The following is a 16,854-nucleotide window of genomic DNA, read 5'->3' as shown; positions in this document are numbered from 1 at the left end:
AAGCCTCTTCCTACAATGTAGAAAGAGACGAGTGTATCACCCGCGGTACCACTCTAGTTGATACTAAGTATCCGCTCATTATTTTAATTAACCTAACAGATTAAACACGCCTTCATAAAGAATTCTATCTATCTTCCACCAACATAGACTCGCTAAAAAAATATCTTTACTACTACTTTTAATCCTTTCGTCACTAGATTATAACAGCTTATAGGTGCTGAGCCAACATTAAAATTAATATTTTTTTATTACAACTTTTGTCCCATAAGGAACATTGTTCATTAACCATTTAGAATCTGGAATGCTTAAACGTACGCAGCCGTGCGAAGCTGCAGTTTTTCCAAGCTTATTAGCTTCTTTAACGTTAATGGACTTATCTTTTTTTGTTGGTACAGAATGGAAAAGATAAATTCCATGCTTATGCCAGCTGACATAATTTAAAGCTCCTTCACCAAGCTTTTGATTAAAAAATGCTTGGCCCTTTTCGGCTTCAATATGATAAGTACCTACAGGAGTATCAGATTTACCTGATTTATTAAACCGACCCGCTGTAGAAAGCATCGTATAAATTGGCTTATTGCCACTCATAATGTAGGTCCGATTGCCTTTTAGCGATACTCGAATCCAGAGATCTTTAACAGTGGCCAAATTAGGTTGAGTTTTTTTCTCGCTTTTCTTTTTCCAAGTGCCTTCTTTTTCAATATCTGAAGGGTCTTTATATAAAAGAAATTTCTTCTCTTTCTTTTTTGGTACTTTTTTTGAACTTTTTACCTTAACTGTTTTAGTAGGTTCAAAAATATTTAAAGAGCGCGAATTATATTGAAAGACGGCGAATCCACATAAAAATATAGCAATCACGACTATTATTCCCAATAACTTTACATTTTTATGCATTGATTCATCCTCTTTCTGTATTAATGCTTTACTTTGTTAAAAAAATAAGACTAAAAGCCCTATTTTTCTCTGATGTATGAACTATCAATCCATTGGCTTCCCCCAAGATTGTACCATTTATGGCCGCGCGAATCAGTAGCAATCTTAAAAGCCTTCCAATTTGTATTTCTAGCTAAATATTTTCCTGTAATATGTTTAGTTTCATCAAAATTGCTCCAAACAGCCACTTTACCGCGACCATTGTATGTAATTGAAACAACTTTGTTAATTGGTGTAACACCCTTACCAACAGTTACGCTTGAATTATTCTTTGACGCTGAAATAGTAGGCGCTGAGTTATTAGACAAAGTTACATATTGCCCATCAATCCATTGGTTGCCACCAAGATTGTACCAAGTACGACCATTATAGGTAGCTTGTTTAAATACTTTCCAGTGAGTATTTTTAGCTAAATATTTTACAACATGCTTATTTGCGCCATAATCGTTCCAAATAGCTACTTTTCCTGGACCATCATAAGTTATTTTAGCAATATCATTGATACTCTTGATATTACTATTTTCTACTGGTTTATTTACAACTGGACTCAATTCGTCATATCTTTGTTTAATCAAATCAAAGAACTGCGCCATTGAGTAATTGTTTTTTGCAAAATAATCATCTGGATCAGTGTGTGTAGTATCTCCTAAATAGCGAGAAACGTCATGGTGCGACCAGATTGTACCAGTTTGAGCGCTAGTTGCTAAACTTGGCTTTAAATTATATTTATGGAGTAAAGTTGCTACATAAGTGGCATCATTTTGAAGACTTTGAGCAAAATCTTCAAAATTATTTTCTTCACATAATTCTACTTGAATAAAACGTTGGTTAGCATAATATCCAGCTCCCCAGACTGTTTTATCAGTTGGTGCAATTTGAACTACTTGCTTATGATCAACGAAGGCATGGACATAGGTTTGACGCTTTTGCCATTCTTTGTTATAAATATCTGCCCATTGCTGCGCAGAAATATTTGGCTTTGCCGTCTCGTGAATTACAATTCCTTCTGGCTTACCATTACGATAATCGCCAGCGCGAGTAAAGGTGCTCTTAGCTGTTTCATCGGTCACCCCTGAATAAGGCAATTTATTGTTATTAATATAAGCATTAACGCTACTTTGATTCACATTCGTAGTTCGCGCATCTTGAACTGTTGCTGCATGAACTTTTTGCTGGTTGTTGCTTATAATTAATAAACTAGCAAGAACTGTAGCAGATAATAAGGTTATTTTTTTCATTACATTATTTCCTCTCTATATACATTGAATAGTATAAATCATGAGCGAGTTTGCCAACATTAAATTTTATTATCAGTTAAAAATCTGACTAAAAAAGTTTGCTGATTTTATATTCTCATTAACTGTTGCAGGCAAAGTCAGTGCATTATTTTTATTTAAAGCTGGAATTGAAGTATCAATTAGAGTGCCAACCTTCTCGCCCTTATTTACTGGAGCTGTAATAAAGTTTTGGTTAAACTGCATTTGCAATTTTTGATTATTTCTAAGCCATACCCCATTATCTTCTTGTAAAACTGGGGTTACCTTTTTAGGTCTGCCTGATTTTACAGAAACTGTATTTGTCCCGTTAAGTTTTTGACCTTTTTTAAAGATATATAGCTGGTAGTTATTAAAAATAAAAGTTAATAATTTTTTAGTTTCATCAAATCTTGACGGATCGCTACTATCAACATGCTTTGCGCCCATCACTACAGTCACAATTCGTCTACCATTTTTCACCATAGTTCCGGCAAAACAAGCTCCAGCCGCATCAGTCGTTCCTGTTTTTAATCCGTCAACAGGAAACTGAGCGTCATATTGAGACAATCCCGGCAACATCCAGTTCCAATTTTGCATCTGAAAATTAGAATTTTCGTCTTTAAAATCTAATTTAGCAATCTTAGTTGTTTCAATTACTTGTGGATAATCTTTTAATAAATGCTGAATAACAATGCCCATATCATTTGCGGACAATTCATTTTCAGCCATTTTATTATCAGTAAATTTTTGCGAGCCTAGTGAGTAATTCGGCAATCCATCGGGAGTATAAATTTGTGCGTCATTTATTCCCCAACTCTTTAGCAACTCACGCATTTGGATTACAAACTTTTGCTGGTTGCCGCTTACTGCCTTAGCGAGCATCATTGCTGCATCATTAGCTGATTGAATAAGCGTAGCTTGATAAAGCTGTCTAATAGTATAACTGTGGTTTAACTTAATAGCTACATTGGCAAAATCTTGATTATTTGCCACACTAACAATATCTTTATCCGGTGTTACTTCTTGATCCCAGCTAATTTTGCCATCTTTAATAGCTTGCAAGGTAAGATAAATAGTAATTAATTTGGACATCGATGCAACAGGATATTTTTTTGTCGCATTTTTAGCATAAAAAATCTGTCCATTTTTCAAATCAAATGCTACTGCCGATTTTACTTTTAAATCTAAACTATTTTCTTGATAAGAAGTTGCAGGCGCAGGTAATTTTACAGGATTAGTATTTTTTTGACTGCATCCCACACAAAACAAAATAATAAAAGTGATTGGTAATAATAACCATTTATTAATTTTCTTCATTTTGACTCTCATACTTTTTCATTAATAAGGGTAAACTTGCACTTAACTGAGTTGGCTTAACAATATAATTATCTTTAAAAATTCGATCCCCTGCTAAAGAATGCAAATACACAGCCGCTTGTAGCGTTTCGATACCAGCACCAAATTGCCCTATAAAGCCGCCAACAATTCCAGCCAAAGTATCTCCCATGCCACCAATCGCCATACCAGGATTACCAATTGGATTTTCAAAAATATTGCCTTCCTGATCATAAATCTTAGTATGGCTAGATTTTAAAATCAAATAAGCATTCTTTTCAGGGAATAAATTATCTAACGCTTCTTGATTAGCCGCATCGCTTTGATATTGAATTCTAATTTGACTTAGTCTTTGCCATTCCACTTGATGTGGAGTTAAAACTATTTTTTTAGCTTGGTGAAGCAATAAATTCTTATCTTGTGCAATTAAATCTAGTGCGCTTGCATCCAAAACAACCACTTGATCAGATGTTACATACTTTTTGAGCAATTCAAGTATATGCTTAGCCAACTTATCATTTCCTAGGCCCATCCCACAAACAATAACATCCATTTGTGGAATCATTTGCTTTAAGCCATTTTCATCATGCCAGTCTAAAAACATAATTTCTGGATCGCGGGCATGTAAAGCAGCCGAATTGATAGAATGAGTAGCAACACAAATTAAACCAGCACCACTATTGAGAGCTCCTTCAGCTGCCATGATAACAGCTCCACCATAATTGGCACTACCACCGATAATTAATAATCTTCCATAATTCCCCTTGTGGCTCTTGCTTTTTCTTTTTTTTATTACTTTACTTAAAATCGATTGATCAATAATTTCCATGTTTGCTCCATATTTATAATAGATATCATTTTAATTTTACCAATTATTTAGTATAATTATCTATGTTCTTTAATATTTAAGCCCTGATGGCGGAATTGGCAGACGCGTAGCGTTCAGGTCGCTATTTTCTTTTGAAAGTGCAGGTTCGACTCCTGTTCAGGGCATAACACTTTGCCGATTTATCAACAGTTCAAGCCAATATATTGGCGAAAAGTTGGCGAAACATCAAAAAAGCACTCGTTTTTTATTAAAACGGGTGCTTTTATTCATATCAAATTACTAGCCGTTGTTAAAAATAGGCAAACAAACTTTTTTAGTTAAGTTATATTCTTCTATATCATAATTATTTATATCTTTGTCTATTTCATCATACTCCGACTTATATATTTTTTTCAACTTATCTAAATACATCTTAAAAGCATCTTCTTTCGAAGATGCAACAGCATCAAAGCCAATGTATGTTTCATAGTCTGAATAATTTACATTTTTTAAAAAATAAAAAAAGCCACTCCAGGGCAAACGCTCCAGAATGGCTTTTAAATTGTATTTAGTTGTTTACCAAAGAATTACTCTACACTTGTCGCCATCAACGTATTTACCATCTTTTTCGCTACCAACGATTAAGTACTTGCCTTTGCGTCCGAAAACGTTCCAGGTTGAACCTTTAGGTAGGTGTTTAATTCCTGCTGACGGTTTTAACTCGTTTTGAGTGTAGACATTCTCTTCTACTACCTTGCAGGTAACTCTAGCACTAGCATTAACAGCAAGTGGATTGATCTTAGTCGACCCGTCCGCTTGCGAGAAAAATTGACCAGTACCAGCACAAACCGCACCTTTAGACGCATTAAAGATCTTATAAGTTTCTCCGCATTTTCTAACGTCCTTTGAAGCCTCTAGGACTAAATTAGCATTGTTGTATAGCTTAGCACCATTAGGCTTAGTGATTTTAAAACGCCCTAGTTCGTTATATTTAACTTCTGGGTGCCATTCGCCATTAGTTTGTGCATTACTTGCTACTGAGCTTGAGGAGTTATTAGAAGTGCTGATAACCGCAATATTCCCGTCTACGTCCATTCCTCGCCATTTATCAGTAAATTGCCAGATTGCTACCCCGTCCATTGATGGAAAGTACCCGAAATTAGGACTTGAAACCGCAACGCCATTACCATTTGGATATGCTGCAACCCATAGAGAATTAGGATACTTGCTAATGATTTGACTAGTGAACACTGCGTTCTTTAATAAGTAAGCTCCAGAGTAAAGCATGGGCTTATACCCTGCACGGCTGATAACGTCCATACTTGCAAGAATTGCACTGGTGTTAGCTTGCGCACTACCTCCAGTATAGTTGCCCGAGCCTTCTTCCCAGTCAGTAGCAATGTAAGAACCTGCGGGTAGTCCCCACGCCTTAGCAGTTGCTACAGCGTATTGAGCCTCAAGTACTGCAGAGTTAGCATTGTTGCCAAACGTTGCATAGAAGTAACCATTAGCCTCAATGCCATTAGCTTTTGCGCTAGCAATCTGTCCTGAACCATTAGGGTTCTTGTAGTTAGTCGCTTGCGTAAGCTTGATAAAAGCAAACTTAGCACCATTAACAGCATAACTTCCTAGATTAGTTGATTGAAAGCTTGATACATCAACGCCATACGTGTTTTTTTGCATTATCTAGCACCACCTTTTTAATCGTTTCTTTCTGAACTGGCTTTTTAAAAGTTGAAAAGATCCACTCATTATAAGTACTATATTTTTTCATTATTGTTGACCTCTAAATCATCAAGAACCGCATTGTTGTCTTCAACTGGCTTGATTGGGACAACTTCAACTGGGTCTGTGACTTTAGGAATAATAATTGGTGCTGGGGCTGGCTTGGGTTCTGACTTAGGAAGATCAGAGTTCAAGTAAGCATCTTGTACAGCGCCTTGTGCCATTGACTTATCAACGCCTTGATTGGTTAGACTCTTAACCGCATCATCAAACTTAACAGATCCAGCCTTGTCGCTATATCTTGATTGATCTGCGACTGCCCACTTAGCAAGTTCGCCAACATGCTTAAACTTATTCGCTACTTCAGGATCGTTCTTTTTACTATATTCGTAGTAGCTGGCAATTTTGCCAGCTACATACATCACAACCATAGCTACCCATGGTAACCAGTCGCTAATTGTTTTGAGCATTTAAACCACCTCTTGCAGTTTCGGAATTATTTTCCTTTTTTCCGTCAACAAAAAAAGATAGCCATTCAGCTACCTTGCCTTGAATGTCACTAGGAACATCCTCAATTGTCATGACGTTAGATTGAACTAACACCACATAATCAATCACTCTAATACTTGGCTTCTTCATATTACTTACCTCGATTTCTTAGTCTTTGAATTTTCTGCTTAAGTTCTTCAATCTGATTTTCTAAGGTACTTATCTTTTCACGCAATTTTGCATTTTCCTTATAGAGGTCGTCGAACCCCTCTTCTGCTGCTAGCCACCTTTTGCGATACATTTCAGCATCGTCATTGCTTTCGTCGTGCTTTTCCTTTTTTTCATCATGCGTAAATTTCCGCATGGAAAAGTAAATAGTGGCCAGCCCTGTGATAGCGCTGATAAGAAGTGCGAGCTTTTGGATAAAGTCGAGCCATTCTTGCACTTCTACCACCTACTTTCGACGTTTTACTGTCTTTGTATAAATTGCTAGCTTTAAAACATCTGACATCTCATACAGGAAACCTACTACATAAACGAATTGCCCATAGTCACGGTGCAATAAAAAAAGCCCTGAAGATAGGACTGTGATTACTGTTAAAAACACCATGGTACAGGTTAACAAGATCGCATTAGCAAGTTGGCTTTTACCTCCAGCTAGCACAAAACTGATTAAGCCAACACCCACTGCAATGGCGTAAGCGTCGACCCAGTCATTATTAAAAAAGTCTGACCATTCAGGTGGCCACAAAAAGAAGTGGTCGTTAATTAATAAAATTAGCCCGAATAGAGCCATTAATACCCCCAATTTAAAATGGATTGGATTAAGCTTAAGATTGTGCCACAGGGCTTTGATTTCTCGCTTCACGATATTCCACCCCCGTAATTCTCTTATAGCCTTCTTTTGATAAGATACCCAGTGCAACATAGCCTTTTAGAGTGTTTTTAGCGGTAGTTTCATCGCCAAACCAGCCCCAGTCGTATTGCTGCTTATATTGATTTTCTAGCTCTTGTTGGATAGTAGTGAAATCGAAAAACATTATTTATTACCTTCTTCCTTAGTATCTGCTGGCTTGGTTTCAGTAGGAGCACCAAGCTTGTCATTGATATTCTTCAGCATTTGTTGCATCTGGAGCATGCCAGCGCTGAATTGTCCCATCATCTTGGCACTATTCATTTGTTGAGCTTGTACTTGCTCCATCATTTGACTAGCTTGTTCAGTTTGCTCAACTGCTTGTTCATGACTTTCTTGTAATTTTTCAACCGCATCTGAAATCTTGGCTAATTGTCCGTCTTGACCAGTTAAGGTGTCTTCAACCCAAAAATTAACTTCATCTGACCAAACAGGGTTAGTTAATTTTTCTGGTGGTTTTTCAGCGTGAGTATGCCATGGAATGGTGTCATATGGTACTGGCGTTGTAATTACATGGAAACGATCACTTCTTGTAGTGCCATGTGGATCACTTTGGTAATATACATACCATTTTGTCCCCTTAATTTCTGTCGTTTCTGGTTGAACTTGTTTTTCTTCTGCCATTTTTAAAATTCCTTTCTGCATAATAAAAGCCCTAGCGGAACGCCCGCTAAGGCTTGTTTTTTATTCGTAAAATGCGAACCCATGAGTAGGTTCTGAGGTTTGTTTAACTATATTCATGTCGCTAGCTTTTGCTATTGGCATTGTTGTGGCACCTGAATATGTGTAATCAAACAATAGATAATACAATTCCCCATTAGCTTGGATTGTCGAAATAACAGCATAATTTACACCATACTTTAAGAAGTCATTCCATATAACACTTGGACCAAGCATATATATTCCCTTGGCGTGGCTATCAGTTGTATCAGCTCCCCACCTATACATTTGAACAGTCGAATTTTTGGGTGTGACAATCCAATTAGACTTGCTACGTTCAAAACGTGTGCCGTCTATGTGGAGTGAGGTAACTTCTTTGCCTTGCGCTTTTAGCATGCTACCGCCTCCCCAGTTAGGAAGTGGCTGAATGCTTTATGTATCAAGTAATAAAGAAGGTTAATTACCCCCCTACAACTTTCCAGTTCTTAGATGTTATGTGTAACCAAAACAGATAATTTTTAGATGGGTCAAAGCCACCGTACCTATCCAGCACTTTAATAATAGCTAATCCATTAAAGTACCACATAACTTTCATTCGTCCAGCATAGTAATAGGCCATAGTACTGGTATTGTCCCCAACGTCACTACCGTCTATCGTATGAAGTTCAACAAGATCTTGATTTTGCGAACCTAAATAATGCGCAAACGAGTAATCTTTTGACCAAACAAACTCGATGACCTTATTAACAATGTCGTGAACTTGCGAAAACTTAGTGCCGTCAATGTGTAATTGTGTTACTTCCTTGCCTTGTACTTTCATCTAAGCCACCTTCCTTTGAAGTTGACTAAATGACGTAAGCTCAAGCAGGTAAAGGGTTCTAGCTCCCCCCCCAGTTATGATCGACTTGAACTGATTTTCATTGAGATAAAAAGTTCTCTTATTAATGTAACCCTCGCCAGTAAAATCGTTGTAGTGAAAATCTCCAGTTACTACATACCAGCGGTTACCCTCATTATCTGTGAATGACGCATCAACTAATAAATCACTTCGAGGGCTTGGTCCCATATCTTCTCCCTGAATATAAGCATAATTGTGCAGCTCGGCTGATTGATTAGGCTTAAATGTTTTCCCAGCCAGATTTTTTGTAAATTTATCTCCAGCAATGTGTAGGGTTTCAACCTCTTTGCCATTAACCTGCATTTACGCCACCTTCTTTTTGAAAAAGCGACGTAAAAGCTCGCCAAAAGTGGAATAGAAGGCGGTTTTTACCCCCCCACGATCTCTAGAACGTTCTTGGTTTCAATCCAGTAAACCCAGCGACCTATGCCATTACCGTAAGGAGTTTCAACAATCACCGGATAAAATATACTTCCGTGTTTGTTATCAAACGGTTCAGCCTCAAATAAGTCATAGTACGCTTGATTATAGTTTGCTGTGTTAGAACCACCAGAATTAGTATCAGGCTCATAGTAAAGCGTCGCTGGATTTTTCAGCTTGGCTTTTATATTTGAAATTCTTGAAAACTTGACCCCCGCAATGTGCAGAGATCTAATATTTTTCATCTCCATAAATTACCCCCTATGGAATACATACCCAGCCCGGGTGTTGCTTACTTGCCGCTAGTGACTCAGCCTCCGTATTGAATACGTGAAAGCCTAACTCATTTAATCTGGAGTTAATAGCATTGATCTGGTTTTGATGGTCTTTAATTTGCTGCTGGGTTGCAACGTCAGGTCTGCCCCAAACATTGCTCCAATCAACAGAACCAGTGTAGTGACCATCTGACCTAATCGCTGCTTTTTCCGCACTATTCCATCTAAAGGAAACATGATTAGAGTTGTCATCGCCTAAATCAATCGCTAAATCTAGATTATCGTTACCGTTCTGATCACCATAGATCCTTGCGCTATCAGTTCCACCAGACCAAGTTAAACCACCAAGATTACCAGATCGGTCATTGATACCCCCACCGTTCCAATTAATTGTTGAATATAAGTTCATGCTTCCGCCCGCTAAAGGCAAAGAGCTATAAGCCCTATTTTTAACATTGTTTAACGCTGTAGCTGTTTCTTGTAACGCGGCATCATCGTCTAAATCAATGGCCATTGTGCCACTGTCGGAGACTTCATTAGAAGTGTAATTTTTAGTGAACCATTCAAAGTTACCGCTAGACGAATTGAAGTGAATGTTACCGTTGTACAAAGAATACCGGTATTTAGGCTTATTAGTAATATCGCTCCAGCTAGGCTGCTTAATGTTTACCCAATTAGTCCACGTCCCAGTTGGTCCAATTCCTCTTATGTATTGGGTATTGTAGCCATCTGGTGTTGCTATTTGTCGGACTCTTGTAGTATCTGGAGTTTTGACAACATCTAAGAAACCCCAACCAGCAAAAGGAAGTTGCGAATTACCTGTATAAAAGTAATGTCCCGACGTCTTCATGTCGTTAGGGTTTGTCTGAGTTACAATTGCATCTCGTACTTGTTGCAAGGTTTGAACAGTGGTTGAATTTTGCTTAATTCTTTCTGCAATTGTTTGAAATGCTGATTTATCAATATAAACAGGCTGCGTTACTGATTTAGTAGTTTGGGTAGCTTGTTGGCTATCCACGTTGTAACCAGTAACAACATTGACGTTAATTGGAACGTTGCCCGAATTGTCCGGGTCAACTCCAGCAACCTTTTTAACCTTACCAGCAGCATCAATTTTCTTGTCGATTTCAGTATCTGAGTAAGTGGAATTATTAACCAGAGATTGCCAAGCACTCCACGATTTACCTCCGCCACTAGCCATGCGGTAGTAGATTTGAACAGAGCCAGTTGGATAACAGATTTGGAAAAGATCATCTTGAATTTTCGACACCTTGTATAGTGCATATCTATCAGTAGGCGGTTTATTAGCAACCGCATTCCATTGAGCGTCATTAAAGTTTGCTCTAAAACTCCACAAGCCCTCTTCAGTAAGGTTATTGAGTTCAGTAAGACTAGCCGGCACATCTTTATGATATGCACTTTGTACGTCCGCTTTTTTAGCATATTGGTCAATGTTGAGGGCTTGAAGGTCAGATTTATCAGCCTTACTGTCTAACTTGGTATCTACTTCAGTCTTAGTATAAACATCTGACTTGTTTGCCTTAGTATCGAGCTTATTGTCTACTTCGGTCTTGTTATAAACGCTATCCTTATCAGCTTTGCCGTCTAGTATCTTTTGATGATCTTTAGTAAGTTCATCTAGCAGCTCTTTGATTTCAGTGCGTGAGTAAGTCTGATTCTTAGTATAAACATCGTCAGCACTAACAGTTACTGTGACATTGTCCTTACGACCAATTACCACGTACATCATCAAGTTAAACTTGAAAAGCACGTCATTAGTAAAGTCTGGTATTTGTTCTGGTTCGTCTGCCACAGATAAGGCATATAAGAACTCAGTGGCATCTTCAGCATCTTCCATAGCATACAACCCAACAGCGTTGACTTTATAGCCGTGCTTTAAGTCTTTGTTATCAAAGTTCATCTTGACGCCTATAACTGCGTCTGGCGTCTTGATTGTATTTTCGATATTGCTAAGTCCTGAATATTGCATAATGCTTGGCAATTCTGTCATGTTTTGCAAGTCTGCAATACTGAACTGGCGCAAGTCTTCAGTGGAAGATGCGCCCCGTGTCAAGTGAAACCGTGCTTTACCTTGATTAGCTCTTTTAACCAAGTCAAGACCAGCATTGGTTAACACTGTTTTTCTATATTTTGACATTTTGTCCCCTTTCTAGTTATAGACTTGGCTTAAGTCTGCGCCTACCGTTAACTCAGCTCTTGAAGTCATACCAATACCAATAAACCAGTCATCTGTTAACTCTACGTTATTAAGAGCAATCTTAACTTCGTAGAGCATATTAGCTGGAATAGATACATTTAGCAGGTACTTCATATAATCAAGCTGACTAGCGCTAATTTCTGCAGATTTAGCAGAGATAATAACAGTTCTTTGGTGATAATCTACGGACACCTCAGCTGGAATGCTCGAAATCTTAAATAGGTTCTGTAGATACCGCACAGTTATAGGTTGTGGAGGTAATCCGTACATTAAAACCTTGTTTCTTCGAGTTTCTAAAGTGTCGTTAGCTCCTGGCTTTATGCCTAACTGATCTTCAAAGATTGAGATACCTTTTTCGTCCGCTTGCGTGACAAACTCATTCAGTAAGCTCCGAGTATGGTTATCTTCTATCTCACTCAAAGTCTTGCTTTGTGCTTTCAGTAGCTCAACCATTTCATAAACGCCATCGTAGTAGTCAGGCATATACCTAAGAAGTTCGTACTTGTCGCTATTGCTCATTGATTGTCACATCCCCTAACACTGGCAATTGTGACGTCTGATTATTAAATGCAAGCGTCACATCATTGCTACCACCGTTTAACTGTGGTAATTGTGCATTAATCACACCTTCAACAAGCATCACTTGTGATAAGATCTTAGAACGATAGATAACCATGGAGTAGCCCCGACCAGTTTTGGAGTCGGTCTTATTCCATTGACCTCTTAACATTTCAAAGTAGCCTTCAATGGCGCCTTTAATATTTGCTCTAACCACGTTAGGAGCCTTATTATCATCAAGCTTAACGGTTATCGCAATATCAATTTTTAAGCGATCTGGAGCTACTACAGTAACCCTGTGGTCAATTGGAGCCAGCCCATAACCTTGAGCTTCTTTGTCTTCTGGGTCAATCTTATCTTTAACTTGCTTAACAAGCGTGGAGCTTGCAGGCATCAATTTATTATCAAGAATGACCAGTTTGACAGTTCCAGCACCGTCCCACGTTGGATAGACCTGACCTGCTCCAACTTCACTAATCTTGCTTAGCATATCTAAGTAATCAGCAATGTTGCCACCGTAAGCAATCCAGCTAGAGGAACTTAACAAACGATTACGCAAGTGGTCATCTGTTTCAGTATCTCTCGCTGGTGCAGTAATTTCGATGATCTCAGCCCACGATAATGCATCGTTTGGAGTAACTGGAATTACTTGACCTATATAAGCATTAGCGCTAGAACCAGCAACTTCAGCTTGCAATTGAACCGTGTAATCATTGTTGATTGAAACAACGGTATAAAAAATAGGCGAGTCGCCAATACTGGCAAACCTATCGCCCACTTTTACATTTTTTAACGGTTCCTGATTGTCATCTAAAACTTTTGCTTTCGCCTCGGTATGAGTAGCTGGATATCTTTCAGTTCCATGTTCTGCTGCACGGTAATCTAAGAACTCCCCTTCTGCTGTCTTGATATAAGTTTCTTTGATGATATTAGCCATGCTTAAGGATTGCTGACCAATAACCATAGCTGCAGGTGCTAAAGCATCATAGATAATTGAGCCTTCACGCTTATCTATATTCTCTGGGACAGCGTCCAGCATTTTATTTAAAAAATATTGGTAGTCCCTTGATTGGAACTCTTCCACCAATTCATTAGGACTCATTTTTTAACTTCCACCTCGCTTTCTATAGGAATATCGCCATAACTGGTTAAACAAGTACCAGTCACGCTTAATGTTGTTGAGTCAGTTTGTTTAATGCTATTTATCTTAACCGAGATAACTCGGTCATCTGCTAATAGCGCCTCTTTGGTCATTCTCTCAACTTCTACCTTGGCATAGTCGAACCCTTTACCAAGTAGTTCGTTGAGGTCATTGCCGTACTGATCGCTATAGATAGGATAAACAAACCGTTCTGTCTTTAAGATTTTATCAACGGCTTGTACCATAGCTTGCAAGCCGTCAAATTTATTTCTAATCCTGCCGTGTGCTACCTGAAAGGTCAGTGTAGGATTAGTGTCTTCATTATCCATTTAACCCACCTTTCTAAAAGCCATAGCCATCTTTATCTTTACGTTCAAAAAGATAAAATTGCTGTCCGCCATCTGCACGAATTAAAGTTACCTTGTCATCTACCTTAAGTTCGTTATCAATTTCGAAATAATATTCTTGTTTAGGAAAGTCTATTTCTTCATCAACATCTGGGCGCATACCAGACTTATCGCCAACTTGGTCAGCGTGTGACTTAACTTTAATCTTAGCTTTACCAGCAAGCTTAATTTTGCCGATATGCTTACCTAAGATAATGAAATTGTCATCAATAACTATCTGGTTAGATAGCTGAACTTTTAAAGGCTTGGTAGAAACGACAACGCCATAGACAACGTCTGAATAATCGCTATCGCTACCGCCCCTAGAGGTCATTAACTTGTAGAGCCGTTCTCCTGCCATTTATTACCCACCTTCATTTCTAAACTGCAAGTGTAATCAACACCAAAATTATGTGTAGCTTTTAAGATTGGACAATTTTTCCAAGTAAGACCCAAGTCTTTGATATAGACATTAGCACCAGAGCCAGGAACCAAAGAAGGTTCACCAATACAATCAACTGTTAAGGTCTTTTCAATCTGATTTAATTCCTTAAGCTTATCCTTAGCTTGCTGAACCATCTGGGCAAAGTTTGCCTTTTCTTTTGCATTTTCAACTTTGATCATCTGTCCCCATTGCTTAATAGTGTTCCCTCTTACAGTGGCCACAGTGAAACTAGTTGTTTTAGGGTCATCACCAGTTGTTGAACTGGCGGTAGCCGTTTTAGTCTGCGACTTCTTTTGGTCCTTATGGACTACTTGCACAACATTAGCAGCATTATCGATGCTTTCAGTATAGGTATAATCTGTCATGGTTGTACGACTATCGATTACTAATTCTTGTTTATTAAAAAATGGAGCCTTTCGAAGCTCCACAATTTTATAGTTAGTTGATAGTACATAACGTTGACCAGTTGCGGTATATGTCTTATCGATAGCACTTTTGATCATATCAAAACCTGTCTTACCATCACACACTTCTGCTGGCACTCTGTAAGACGGTCTATTGACAATTCTAAAAGGGACTCCATCACGTCTGCACACTTCAGTTACCCGGTCGGCTAAAGTGTGTGATTGAAAAACTATAGATCCTTCACTTTTAAGGTATCTCATAAAGTCATAGGCGGTAACACTAACCGTATTGTCACCCTTATACTCACTTTTAAAGACAAAGCCCCAAAAGATATTAGTGTTATCCCAAGCAAAATCAACAATTGCACCTTGTGCCGGAACAATCGGAGTTCCTGCCTTAACCAGATCAAATGTGAGTTGACCAGCACTAAAGTTTAGATCTGTCTGCCATTTTAGGTTTTTGACAATGTCTTTAGCCTCGTGGCCGTCTTGTCTGACATGATCCAGAATTCTGAATTTAGTAATCAAGCTAATCTCACCTCTGACTGTTTAACCCATCCCCTAGCACCACCATTAACCAGTGAAACATGAACTGGATAGCGATGACCAGGAGCTAGATAGGTGATTTTGCGTCTGGCATTACGTTCATATTGTCCTGCGCCACGTCCATTACTATTTAAATGCAATTGTCCATTAACAATGACAATTGAACCAACACCCATTTTTTTAGGTGGTGCAGGTCTTTTTATTGCTGGTTTTGATGGTGAGTTAATCTTTTCATACTTAGCCTCACGGTACTCTTTAAAATCCAAAGTATAAGCGTATTCCTCTGTATAAGCTTTTTTTAAGCCATACTCAAAAGAAGATATAGACATAGTCAAACTAATCTTTGTGCCACCTATTACAAGTTGAACGTGATGTCGTTTTTCTTGAATGCCTTTAAGCCAGTCAATGTACTCTTGGGGGGTTCTAAAGTCATCCGAGCTTACATATCGTTCACGTTTTTCCGTGAATACACTAGCTATACTGATGCTAGATAGCTTGATATAGCCTAGCTGACTTATCTCACCCAAGTTTATGACTGTTTGTGATTTATCATCACTTTCAAGCTTTAGAGACACCTCAGACGGATTAACTGGTAGCTCCACTGTTTGGTTATTTGAGTAGTCGGTAATATATATACCGAAGCCATTTAAGGCCATAATATCAACCTCCTATAGCCTTAATTACAAGGCTCTATCTTTCTGCTCCATGATCTTGTTTTCTAGAGCTTCTAACATCTTGTCAGCATCGTAATCTTCACTACCAGTTGACTGAACAACGATAGCACCAGAATCAATGTTAACGTGAGTTTGGTTTTGAGTTTGGTTGGTTGTAGTTGTTTGGCCAAAAGTAGTAGTACCTGGAGTTAATGCGCCAGAGCCCACAACGTTGTTGCTGCCAACAACTCCATTGCCTGCAATTGCGGCTTGACCAAAAATACCAATGTTGGCACTTGAGCCATTTAAATCACTGATTGCGCCAGCAACATTGCCTATAGCAGATAAGGCACGGTTAAAGCCACCTACAAGTTCATCACCTGGATTAGATCCGCTTAAAGTTAATGGATCAATAGTTGGATTAACGCTATCTACTGCGTCAGAAATACCCATTGCTACACCAAGGGCTGAGTCGCCTACGTCCCCAGCACTATGGTTCAATCCAATAATCAAACCTTCATCAACCCAGCGACCGTACTTCTTCATTAATCTTGAAGGTGATCCAATGTGTAAGAAGCCTTTGATACTACCGACAATTTTACTACCAACATTTTTAGCAGCATTAACTGCGGCACCAACCATAGACTTGATACCATTAATTAAGCCTTTGATCAGGTCGGCACCGGCAGACATCATGTGACTGGCAAAGTTCTTTACAGCATTGACAGCATTATTCACACCATTTTTGACGGCGTTGATAACTCCTTGCATAGCACTAACGATAGCTTGCA

At 38.5% G+C, this 16,854-nt stretch carries 24 protein-coding genes and 1 tRNA gene; 1 reads left to right on the top strand and 24 read right to left on the bottom strand.

All coding sequences use genetic code 11. From position 1 onward, the window contains the following. Positions 1-234: 234 nt before the first annotated feature. The 4 genes from BN55_RS04355 to BN55_RS04340 all read right to left on the bottom strand — a co-directional run bounded on the left by BN55_RS04355 (position 235) and on the right by BN55_RS04340 (position 4,353). Positions 235-894 (bottom strand): L,D-transpeptidase, encoded by a 660-nt coding sequence (locus BN55_RS04355; protein WP_008470632.1) that lies wholly within the window; start codon positions 892-894, stop codon positions 235-237. Positions 895-953: 59 nt separating this feature from the next. Continuing rightward, positions 954-2,171 (bottom strand): peptidoglycan recognition protein family protein, encoded by a 1,218-nt coding sequence (locus BN55_RS09580; protein ID WP_008470631.1) that lies wholly within the window; start codon positions 2,169-2,171, stop codon positions 954-956. Positions 2,172-2,243: 72 nt separating this feature from the next. After that, a complete protein-coding gene (locus BN55_RS04345; RefSeq protein ID WP_008470630.1) occupies positions 2,244-3,506 on the bottom strand; it encodes a D-alanyl-D-alanine carboxypeptidase family protein in 1,263 nt (420 codons plus the stop codon). After that, positions 3,493-4,353, bottom strand: a complete 861-nt coding sequence (locus tag BN55_RS04340) for an NAD(P)H-hydrate dehydratase (protein ID WP_008470629.1) — start codon at positions 4,351-4,353, stop codon at positions 3,493-3,495. Before BN55_RS04340 ends, BN55_RS04345 begins: the two co-directional genes overlap by 14 nt. Positions 4,354-4,433: 80 nt before the next feature. Between BN55_RS04340 and BN55_RS04335 the strand changes: the two genes are divergently transcribed. Next, a tRNA-Leu gene (locus BN55_RS04335) sits at positions 4,434-4,517 on the top strand. Positions 4,518-4,632: 115 nt separating this feature from the next. On the opposite strand, the gene BN55_RS04330 is transcribed toward BN55_RS04335, so the two are convergent. The 20 genes from BN55_RS04330 to BN55_RS10090 all read right to left on the bottom strand — a co-directional run. Further along, the gene (locus BN55_RS04330) at positions 4,633-4,872 is read right to left on the bottom strand and encodes a hypothetical protein (protein WP_008470628.1); all 240 of its coding nucleotides are present in this window, start codon (positions 4,870-4,872) and stop codon (positions 4,633-4,635) included. 36 nt (positions 4,873-4,908) lie between these two features. Next, positions 4,909-6,015 carry a GH25 family lysozyme gene (locus BN55_RS04325; RefSeq protein ID WP_008470627.1) on the bottom strand — a complete coding sequence of 369 codons (1,107 nt, stop codon included), beginning with the start codon at positions 6,013-6,015 and terminating at the stop codon, positions 4,909-4,911. Positions 6,016-6,092: 77 nt separating this feature from the next. After that, positions 6,093-6,527 carry a hypothetical protein gene (locus BN55_RS04320; protein ID WP_008470625.1) on the bottom strand — a complete coding sequence of 145 codons (435 nt, stop codon included), beginning with the start codon at positions 6,525-6,527 and terminating at the stop codon, positions 6,093-6,095. Continuing rightward, on the bottom strand, positions 6,511-6,696 hold the full coding sequence (locus tag BN55_RS04315; RefSeq protein WP_008470624.1) for a CD1375 family protein: 186 nt from the start codon (positions 6,694-6,696) through the stop codon (positions 6,511-6,513). The genes BN55_RS04320 and BN55_RS04315 overlap by 17 nt, the downstream gene beginning before the upstream one ends. Position 6,697: 1 nt before the next feature. Further along, positions 6,698-6,991, bottom strand: a complete 294-nt coding sequence (locus BN55_RS04310; protein WP_040469263.1) for a hypothetical protein — start codon at positions 6,989-6,991, stop codon at positions 6,698-6,700. 9 nt (positions 6,992-7,000) lie between these two features. Then, entirely contained in the window at positions 7,001-7,342 is a 342-nt protein-coding gene (locus tag BN55_RS04305) for a hypothetical protein (protein ID WP_008470622.1), read from the bottom strand. 34 nt (positions 7,343-7,376) lie between these two features. Continuing rightward, positions 7,377-7,586 (bottom strand): XkdX family protein, encoded by a 210-nt coding sequence (locus BN55_RS04300; protein WP_008470620.1) that lies wholly within the window; start codon positions 7,584-7,586, stop codon positions 7,377-7,379. Continuing rightward, positions 7,586-8,083, bottom strand: a complete 498-nt coding sequence (locus BN55_RS04295; RefSeq protein WP_008470617.1) for a hypothetical protein — start codon at positions 8,081-8,083, stop codon at positions 7,586-7,588. Before BN55_RS04295 ends, BN55_RS04300 begins: the two co-directional genes overlap by 1 nt. A 60-nt stretch (positions 8,084-8,143) precedes the next feature. Continuing rightward, positions 8,144-8,515 (bottom strand): hypothetical protein, encoded by a 372-nt coding sequence (locus BN55_RS04290; RefSeq protein WP_008470616.1) that lies wholly within the window; start codon positions 8,513-8,515, stop codon positions 8,144-8,146. A 64-nt stretch (positions 8,516-8,579) separates the two neighbouring features. After that, positions 8,580-8,939, bottom strand: coding sequence for a hypothetical protein (locus BN55_RS04285; RefSeq protein ID WP_008470615.1), 360 nt, complete (start codon positions 8,937-8,939; stop codon positions 8,580-8,582). Continuing rightward, positions 8,940-9,320 (bottom strand): hypothetical protein, encoded by a 381-nt coding sequence (locus BN55_RS04280; protein WP_008470614.1) that lies wholly within the window; start codon positions 9,318-9,320, stop codon positions 8,940-8,942. Positions 9,321-9,385: 65 nt separating this feature from the next. Then, positions 9,386-9,688 carry a hypothetical protein gene (locus tag BN55_RS04275; RefSeq protein ID WP_008470613.1) on the bottom strand — a complete coding sequence of 101 codons (303 nt, stop codon included), beginning with the start codon at positions 9,686-9,688 and terminating at the stop codon, positions 9,386-9,388. Between the two features lie 10 nt (positions 9,689-9,698). Next, the gene (locus BN55_RS09575) at positions 9,699-11,870 is read right to left on the bottom strand and encodes a pyocin knob domain-containing protein (protein WP_008470612.1); all 2,172 of its coding nucleotides are present in this window, start codon (positions 11,868-11,870) and stop codon (positions 9,699-9,701) included. 12 nt (positions 11,871-11,882) lie between these two features. After that, a complete protein-coding gene (locus BN55_RS04265; protein ID WP_008470611.1) occupies positions 11,883-12,449 on the bottom strand; it encodes a putative phage tail protein in 567 nt (188 codons plus the stop codon). Beyond that, entirely contained in the window at positions 12,439-13,590 is a 1,152-nt protein-coding gene (locus BN55_RS04260) for a baseplate J/gp47 family protein (RefSeq protein WP_008470610.1), read from the bottom strand. The genes BN55_RS04265 and BN55_RS04260 overlap by 11 nt, the downstream gene beginning before the upstream one ends. Continuing rightward, complete coding sequence (locus tag BN55_RS04255; RefSeq protein WP_008470609.1) at positions 13,587-13,958, bottom strand: DUF2634 domain-containing protein; 372 nt, start codon at positions 13,956-13,958, stop codon at positions 13,587-13,589. Before BN55_RS04255 ends, BN55_RS04260 begins: the two co-directional genes overlap by 4 nt. 13 nt (positions 13,959-13,971) lie before the next feature. After that, positions 13,972-14,376: a DUF2577 family protein gene (locus BN55_RS04250; protein WP_008470607.1), complete on the bottom strand. Its 405-nt coding sequence runs from the start codon at positions 14,374-14,376 to the stop codon at positions 13,972-13,974. Then, entirely contained in the window at positions 14,349-15,392 is a 1,044-nt protein-coding gene (locus tag BN55_RS04245) for an XkdQ/YqbQ family protein (RefSeq protein ID WP_008470604.1), read from the bottom strand. The genes BN55_RS04250 and BN55_RS04245 overlap by 28 nt, the downstream gene beginning before the upstream one ends. Then, positions 15,389-16,066 (bottom strand): hypothetical protein, encoded by a 678-nt coding sequence (locus tag BN55_RS04240; RefSeq protein ID WP_008470603.1) that lies wholly within the window; start codon positions 16,064-16,066, stop codon positions 15,389-15,391. Before BN55_RS04240 ends, BN55_RS04245 begins: the two co-directional genes overlap by 4 nt. A 24-nt stretch (positions 16,067-16,090) precedes the next feature. After that, positions 16,091-16,854: phage tail protein (locus tag BN55_RS10090; RefSeq protein WP_040469260.1), on the bottom strand; the 764-nt coding region annotated here is incomplete at its 5' end.

It is taken from the genome of Lactobacillus hominis DSM 23910 = CRBIP 24.179 (assembly GCF_000296835.1).
GTDB classification, from domain to species: domain Bacteria; phylum Bacillota; class Bacilli; order Lactobacillales; family Lactobacillaceae; genus Lactobacillus; species Lactobacillus hominis.
Note: the sequence above shows the minus strand (reverse complement) of the source record. Positions and strands in the feature narration are given on the sequence as shown.

Bases quoted from the DNA above. Each gene is read 5' to 3' on its own strand.
- BN55_RS04325 (WP_008470627.1), bottom strand. From the start codon at position 6,015: ATGCAAAAAAACACGTATGGCGTTGATGTATCAAGCTTTCAATCAACT.
- BN55_RS04285 (WP_008470615.1), bottom strand. From the start codon at position 8,939: ATGAAAGTACAAGGCAAGGAAGTAACACAATTACACATTGACGGCACT.
- BN55_RS04300 (WP_008470620.1), bottom strand. From the start codon at position 7,586: ATGTTTTTCGATTTCACTACTATCCAACAAGAGCTAGAAAATCAATAT.
- BN55_RS04315 (WP_008470624.1), bottom strand. From the start codon at position 6,696: ATGAAGAAGCCAAGTATTAGAGTGATTGATTATGTGGTGTTAGTTCAA.
- BN55_RS04290 (WP_008470616.1), bottom strand. From the start codon at position 8,515: ATGCTAAAAGCGCAAGGCAAAGAAGTTACCTCACTCCACATAGACGGC.
- BN55_RS09580 (WP_008470631.1), bottom strand. From the start codon at position 2,171: ATGAAAAAAATAACCTTATTATCTGCTACAGTTCTTGCTAGTTTATTA.
- BN55_RS04260 (WP_008470610.1), bottom strand. From the start codon at position 13,590: ATGAGTCCTAATGAATTGGTGGAAGAGTTCCAATCAAGGGACTACCAA.
- BN55_RS04340 (WP_008470629.1), bottom strand. From the start codon at position 4,353: ATGGAAATTATTGATCAATCGATTTTAAGTAAAGTAATAAAAAAAAGA.
- BN55_RS04345 (WP_008470630.1), bottom strand. From the start codon at position 3,506: ATGAAGAAAATTAATAAATGGTTATTATTACCAATCACTTTTATTATT.
- BN55_RS04275 (WP_008470613.1), bottom strand. From the start codon at position 9,688: ATGGAGATGAAAAATATTAGATCTCTGCACATTGCGGGGGTCAAGTTT.
- BN55_RS04250 (WP_008470607.1), bottom strand. From the start codon at position 14,376: ATGGCAGGAGAACGGCTCTACAAGTTAATGACCTCTAGGGGCGGTAGC.
- BN55_RS04255 (WP_008470609.1), bottom strand. From the start codon at position 13,958: ATGGATAATGAAGACACTAATCCTACACTGACCTTTCAGGTAGCACAC.
- BN55_RS04240 (WP_008470603.1), bottom strand. From the start codon at position 16,066: ATGGCCTTAAATGGCTTCGGTATATATATTACCGACTACTCAAATAAC.
- BN55_RS04320 (WP_008470625.1), bottom strand. From the start codon at position 6,527: ATGCTCAAAACAATTAGCGACTGGTTACCATGGGTAGCTATGGTTGTG.
- BN55_RS04280 (WP_008470614.1), bottom strand. From the start codon at position 9,320: ATGCAGGTTAATGGCAAAGAGGTTGAAACCCTACACATTGCTGGAGAT.
- BN55_RS09575 (WP_008470612.1), bottom strand. From the start codon at position 11,870: ATGTCAAAATATAGAAAAACAGTGTTAACCAATGCTGGTCTTGACTTG.
- BN55_RS04265 (WP_008470611.1), bottom strand. From the start codon at position 12,449: ATGAGCAATAGCGACAAGTACGAACTTCTTAGGTATATGCCTGACTAC.
- BN55_RS04305 (WP_008470622.1), bottom strand. From the start codon at position 7,342: ATGGCTCTATTCGGGCTAATTTTATTAATTAACGACCACTTCTTTTTG.
- BN55_RS04295 (WP_008470617.1), bottom strand. From the start codon at position 8,083: ATGGCAGAAGAAAAACAAGTTCAACCAGAAACGACAGAAATTAAGGGG.
- BN55_RS04355 (WP_008470632.1), bottom strand. From the start codon at position 894: ATGCATAAAAATGTAAAGTTATTGGGAATAATAGTCGTGATTGCTATA.